The organism is Streptomyces sp. MK37H (assembly GCF_018035285.1).
GTDB classification, from domain to species: domain Bacteria; phylum Actinomycetota; class Actinomycetes; order Streptomycetales; family Streptomycetaceae; genus Streptomyces; species Streptomyces endocoffeicus.
In genome coordinates, this window is the sequence record NZ_JAAAYH010000534.1 from 1 (window position 1) to 5,199 (window position 5,199).

Sequence of the window (5,199 nt, forward strand, 5' to 3'; positions counted from 1 at the left end):
CGCCTAGGGCGTGTTCGAAGGTCCCGCCTGCCCCGCGACGCCTGGCACGCACGCTCGCCGCGTTGTCGGGATCGTCCGAGTAGGCCCGCCCCCAGACTCCGTCCGGGAGGCACCCCCGCGAGGACGACCCTCCGCCTTGCGATCGCACGCATCAGACGCCGCGGGGCCCGCCCTCCGGGCGGACGGCGCTGCTTTCGAAACACGCCCTGGCCCATACGGCGGTCGACGCGCGGCCGGTCCGCCTCCTCAGGGAGGCGGACCGGCCCGTAGGAAACCCCGCACGTCCTTACGGCTGTCCGCGCGCGGCGGTAAGGGCTACGCGGGGACGGCCGCAGCGTCCATACGGATCCGGCGATGTCCTTACGGGGGCCGCGTGCAGCCGTCCGCCTCCTCAGATGGGTTCGCGGGTCCGCAGGGAGGCCCGCGGGTCCCACGGAGTGTCCGTGCGCGGCCCTGCGGCCCTCCGGGTCTTACGAGGGCCTGCGGGAGGTTCGCGGCGTCCTTGCAGAAATCCGCGCGCGGCCCCCGCGGTCGTCCTCCTCCTCAGGGAGGCCCGTGGCGTCCTTCGAGGTCCGCGGCGCCCTTGCGGACGTCTGCGGGTCCTATGGCTGTCCCGCGCGGCCTCTGTGGCCCTCAGGGCCCGGCCCCTGCGGTCGTACCCGCGTCCTCAGGGAGGTCTGCGGCGTCCATCCGGGCGTTGGCGCGCGGCCCCCCGCGGCCGTCCGCATCCTTACGGAGGCTCGCAGGGCCTACGGCTGCTGCGCGCGGCCTCTGCGGCCGGTCCGCGTCCCACGGGCCCGCAAGAGGTTCGCGGCCGCCTCTGCGGAGGTTACGGCCGTCAGAGCGCGGCCCCGCGCCGCGCGCGCCCTTGCAGAAGCCTCCGCACCCTTACGGAGGCACGCGCGCGGGACCCACACCGCTACGGGAGCCCCGGGGAGCCCCCGGGCTCCGGTTGTACACCGGCCGCGCCCCGGCCCCGCCCGGCGGTACGCTGACCTCGCCGGACCGATGTCCGGCTGGACCCATACCCGAAGGGACGACCCCATGCCGCTCGAAGCCGGTCTTCTGGAGATCCTCGCCTGCCCGGCGTGCCACGCCCCGCTGCGCGAGGAGCAGTCCCCGGAGACGCTCGAGCTGGTATGCACGGGCGAGGGGTGCGGTCTCGCTTACCCCGTGCGGGACGGCATCCCCGTGCTGCTCGTCGACGAGGCGCGCCGCCCGGCCTGACCCGGCGGCCCGCCGGGACCCCAACCCCGCGCGGTCCCGCGCGTAAGCCCCGCGCGACCCCACGCGTACCGCCCGCCACGGCGATCGGAGGCCGAAGCACGATGCTCGACGAATCCCTCCTCGACGCCCCCGAGGCCCTCGCCCGCGCCGATACCCGCGGGCTGCTGCGCGGGGCCGCCGAGGCCGGCGCCCGCGTCCGTACCGCCGCCCGGCACGCCGCCGAAGCCGGGATAGGCGACCTCAAGCCGGACGGGCGCCCGCGCGCCGTGATGGTCGCGGGCCCGGGGGCGGCCGGAAGCTGCACCGCCGACCTCCTCGGCGCGCTCAGCGGAGGCAACTGCCCGGTCAGCCTGATCGCGCCCACCGGCGTGGCCCCCGCGCCGGGCGCCCTGCGCTGGACTCTGCCCGGCTGGGCGGGCCCGCTGGACCTGCTGGTCGTCGCGACCCCGGACGGCACGGAGCCGGGCCTTCCGCGCCTGGTCGAGCAGGCGTACCGCCGCGGCTGCGCGATCGTCTCGGTGGCCCCGGGCCAGTCCCCGCTGGCCGACGCGGTCGCCCAGGCCCGCGGCCTGATGGTGCCGCTGGCCGCGGCGCCGTACGGCTCGGCCCCGTACGCCACAGGCGGGTATGCCGCCGACGGGTACGGCACCGACCCGCACCGCGGGTACCCGCACGCGCCCGGCGCGCCCGGCACCGAGGACACCGCCCTCGCCGAGGGCGCCCTGGGCGACGCCCCCGCCCCGTACGGGACGCCTTCCGTTCCGCAGCCCGTCGAGCCGCCCGGCACCGCCCCCGACGAGATGACCGGCCCCGCGCTGCCCGGCACGCTGTGGGCCCTGCTCACCCCGCTGCTCCTGCTGGTCGACCGGATCGGCCTGGTGTCCGCGCCGCCCACCGCGCTGCAGCAGGTCGCCGACCGGCTCGACCAGGTCGCCGAGCGCTGCGGCCCGGCCATCGCCACCTACACCAACCCCGCCAAGACGCTCGCGGCCGAGCTCGCCGGGGCGCTTCCGCTGCTGTGGACCGAGGGCCCGGTGGCCGCCGCGACCGGACGGCGCTTCTCGGAACTGCTCGCGGCGCTCGCCGGGCGCCCCGCGCTCGTCGCCGAGCTCCCCGGGGCGCTCGCCGCGCATGGCGCGCTGCTGACCGGGGCGTTCGCGGGCGGGGCCGACCCGGACGACTTCTTCCGCGACCGGGTGGAGGAGCCCGAGGCGCTCCGCGCCCGGATCGTGCTGCTCCACGACGAGCCGGTGGGCCCCATCTCGGCCGTGCCGACCGCCCGGGAGCTCGCGCTGGCCCACGAGACCGCGTTCAGCGAGCTGGAACCGGCCGAGGGCACCCCACTGGAGAGCGCCGCGGAACTTCTCGCCATCACGGATTTCGCCGCCGTTTACCTCGCGCTCGCTTCGCCGGATAGAACTTGAGGCCGTCATAGACCTTGAGTACGACGGTAAGGCCGTACTCAAGGCCGTAAGGCACGCACCAACCGCCCCACGTCCCTCACTGCACAGTCAGGAACCGCACCGCATGGACCGCCTCGTCAACACCGTGCGCCCCTACGCCTGGGGCTCCACCACCGCCATCCCGGAGCTGCTGGGCGTCCGGCCGACCGGGGAGCCGCAGGCCGAGATGTGGATGGGGGCGCACCCCGGGGCGCCGTCCCGGGTCGACCGGGGCGCGGGCTCCGTCGCGCTCTCCGAGGTGATCGCCGCGGACCCCGAGAGCGAGCTCGGCGCGGACGCCGTAAGCCTCTTCGGGCCCCGGCTGCCGTTCCTGCTGAAGGTGCTGGCCGCCGCCTCGCCGCTGTCGCTCCAGGTCCACCCCGACCTCGCGCAGGCCAAGGAGGGCTTCGCGGACGAGGAGAAGCGCGGCGTCCCGGCCGACGCCCCGCACCGCAACTACAAGGACGCCAACCACAAGCCCGAGCTGATATGCGCGCTCACGCCGTTCAACGGGCTGTGCGGCTTTCGCGACCCGAACGAGGCGGCCGGGCTGCTGGCCGCCCTCGGGGTCGACTCGCTCAAGCCGTACGTCGACATCCTGCACGCCCACCCGGAGTCGCACGCCCTGCGCGAGGTGCTGACCGCCGTCCTTACGGCCGACCCGGAGGCGATGGCGGAGACCGTAAGGCAGGCGACTGCCGCCGCCGAGCGGCTCGGCGCGCAGGACGGACCGCACGCCCCGGCGTACGCGGCGTACGCCTCCATCGCCCGGCACTACCCGGGCGACCCCGGCGTGATCGCCGCGATGCTGCTCAACTTCGTGACCCTCCAGCCCGGCGAGGCGCTCTACCTCGGCGCCGGTGTACCGCACGCCTATCTCGACGGCCTGGGTGTCGAGATCATGGCCAACTCCGACAATGTGCTGCGCTGCGGACTGACGCCCAAGCACGTGGACGTCCCCGAGCTGCTGCGCGTCGTCCGCTTCGAGAGCGCCGCCCCCGCCGTGCTGCGGCCCGAGGCGGACCCCTCCGGCGAGGAGCTCTACACCACCCCGATCGACGAGTTCCGGCTCTCCCGCCACGTCCTCGCCGACGGCGCCGCTCCCCGCCCGCTGCCGGCGACCGGCCCGCAGATCCTGCTCTGCGCCTCGGGCGAGGTCTCCCTGCGCGGCGCGGACGGCGAACTCCCGCTGAAGCGCGGGGAGTCGGCCTTCGTACCGGCCGGCGAGGAGGCCGCCCTGAGCGGCGATGGCACTGTGTTCAGGGCCACAGTGGCCGCCTGAGGTACGGCCCGCTCGAGGGGCTGGAACAATGGCCCGCCGTGAGGCGGTAAAGCACTGGCAAAGCCGCCATGAGCTGCCATGTAAGCGGAAGGGAAATTCGGCACATATGAGTGCATCAGGCGGAACCAAGGCGATTGTTGCCGCGCTGAGCGCGAACCTGGCTATCGCCGCAGCCAAGTTCGTGGCGTTCGCCTTCAGCGGCTCGTCGTCGATGCTCGCCGAAGGCGTGCACTCGATCGCCGACTCGGGCAACCAGGGGCTGCTGCTCCTCGGCGGGAAGAAGGCCAAGCGCGAGGCCACCCCGGAGCACCCCTTCGGCTACGGCCGCGAGCGCTACATCTACGGCTTCCTCGTCTCCATCGTGCTGTTCACCATCGGTGGTGTCTTCGCGCTGTACGAGGGCTACGAGAAGATCCAGCACCCCCATGAGCTGGAGCACTGGTACTGGCCGGTCGGGGTGCTGGTCTTCGCGATCATCGCCGAGGGCTTCTCCTTCCGTACGGCCATAAAGGAGTCCAACGAGATCCGCGGCAAGCTGAGCTGGTCCCAGTTCGTCCGCCGCGCCAAGGCCCCCGAGCTCCCCGTCGTCCTCCTGGAGGACTTCGGCGCCCTCGTCGGCCTGGTCCTCGCGCTCGGCGGCGTCGGCCTCACCCTGCTGACCGGCGACGGCGTCTGGGACGGCATCGGCACCCTCTGCATCGGCATCCTGCTGGTGGTGATCGCCCTGGTGCTCGCGGCCGAGACCAAGTCGCTGCTCCTGGGCGAGGCGGCCGACGCCACGGAGGTCGCCAAGATCCGCGAAGCCGTCGTGGACGGCGACACCGTCACCAGCGTGATCCACATGCGCACCCTCCACCTCGGCCCCGAGGAACTGCTGGTCGCGGCCAAGATCGCGGTCCAACACGACGACACGGCCGCGGAGGTCGCCCGCGCGATCGACGCCGCGGAGGCCCGCATCCGCGAGGCGGTCCCCATCGCCCGAGTCATCTACCTGGAACCCGACATCCTCCGAACCTCGACATCCGCCTGAGCGAGACACAGCCGGTTTGTGGGCATCTGTTCCGCAGGGCGGAACGGGTGGGCACAAACCCCCACAGGCCCGCACCCGGCAATGCACCATCGGCCCCGACGGCGTCCGCCGCACAGGCCGCCGGCACGGCGGGGCCTGGCCGGGGATAGGGGAGCCAAGCCTCCGAGCCCCCGGCACCGGGGCGGAACCCCGGCACCGGGGCCCTGGGGGAGAGCCCC

Annotated in this window: 4 protein-coding genes; all 4 read left to right on the forward strand. The window is 74.2% G+C overall.

Features of this window, described 5'->3' with window-relative positions; translation table 11 throughout:
• Positions 1 to 1,044 precede the first annotated feature (1,044 nt).
• Complete coding sequence (locus GWI24_RS39950) at positions 1,045 to 1,227, forward strand: Trm112 family protein (RefSeq protein ID WP_037954286.1); 183 nt, start codon at positions 1,045 to 1,047, stop codon at positions 1,225 to 1,227.
• Positions 1,228 to 1,328: 101 nt separating this feature from the next.
• Entirely contained in the window at positions 1,329 to 2,651 is a 1,323-nt protein-coding gene (locus tag GWI24_RS39955) for an SIS domain-containing protein (RefSeq protein ID WP_210950928.1), read from the forward strand.
• Between the two features lie 103 nt (positions 2,652 to 2,754).
• A complete protein-coding gene (gene manA / locus GWI24_RS39960) occupies positions 2,755 to 3,951 on the forward strand; it encodes a mannose-6-phosphate isomerase, class I (protein WP_210950929.1) in 1,197 nt (398 codons plus the stop codon).
• A 106-nt stretch (positions 3,952 to 4,057) separates the two neighbouring features.
• Positions 4,058 to 4,981: a cation diffusion facilitator family transporter gene (locus tag GWI24_RS39965; protein WP_210950930.1), complete on the forward strand. Its 924-nt coding sequence runs from the start codon at positions 4,058 to 4,060 to the stop codon at positions 4,979 to 4,981.
• Positions 4,982 to 5,199 lie beyond the last annotated feature (218 nt).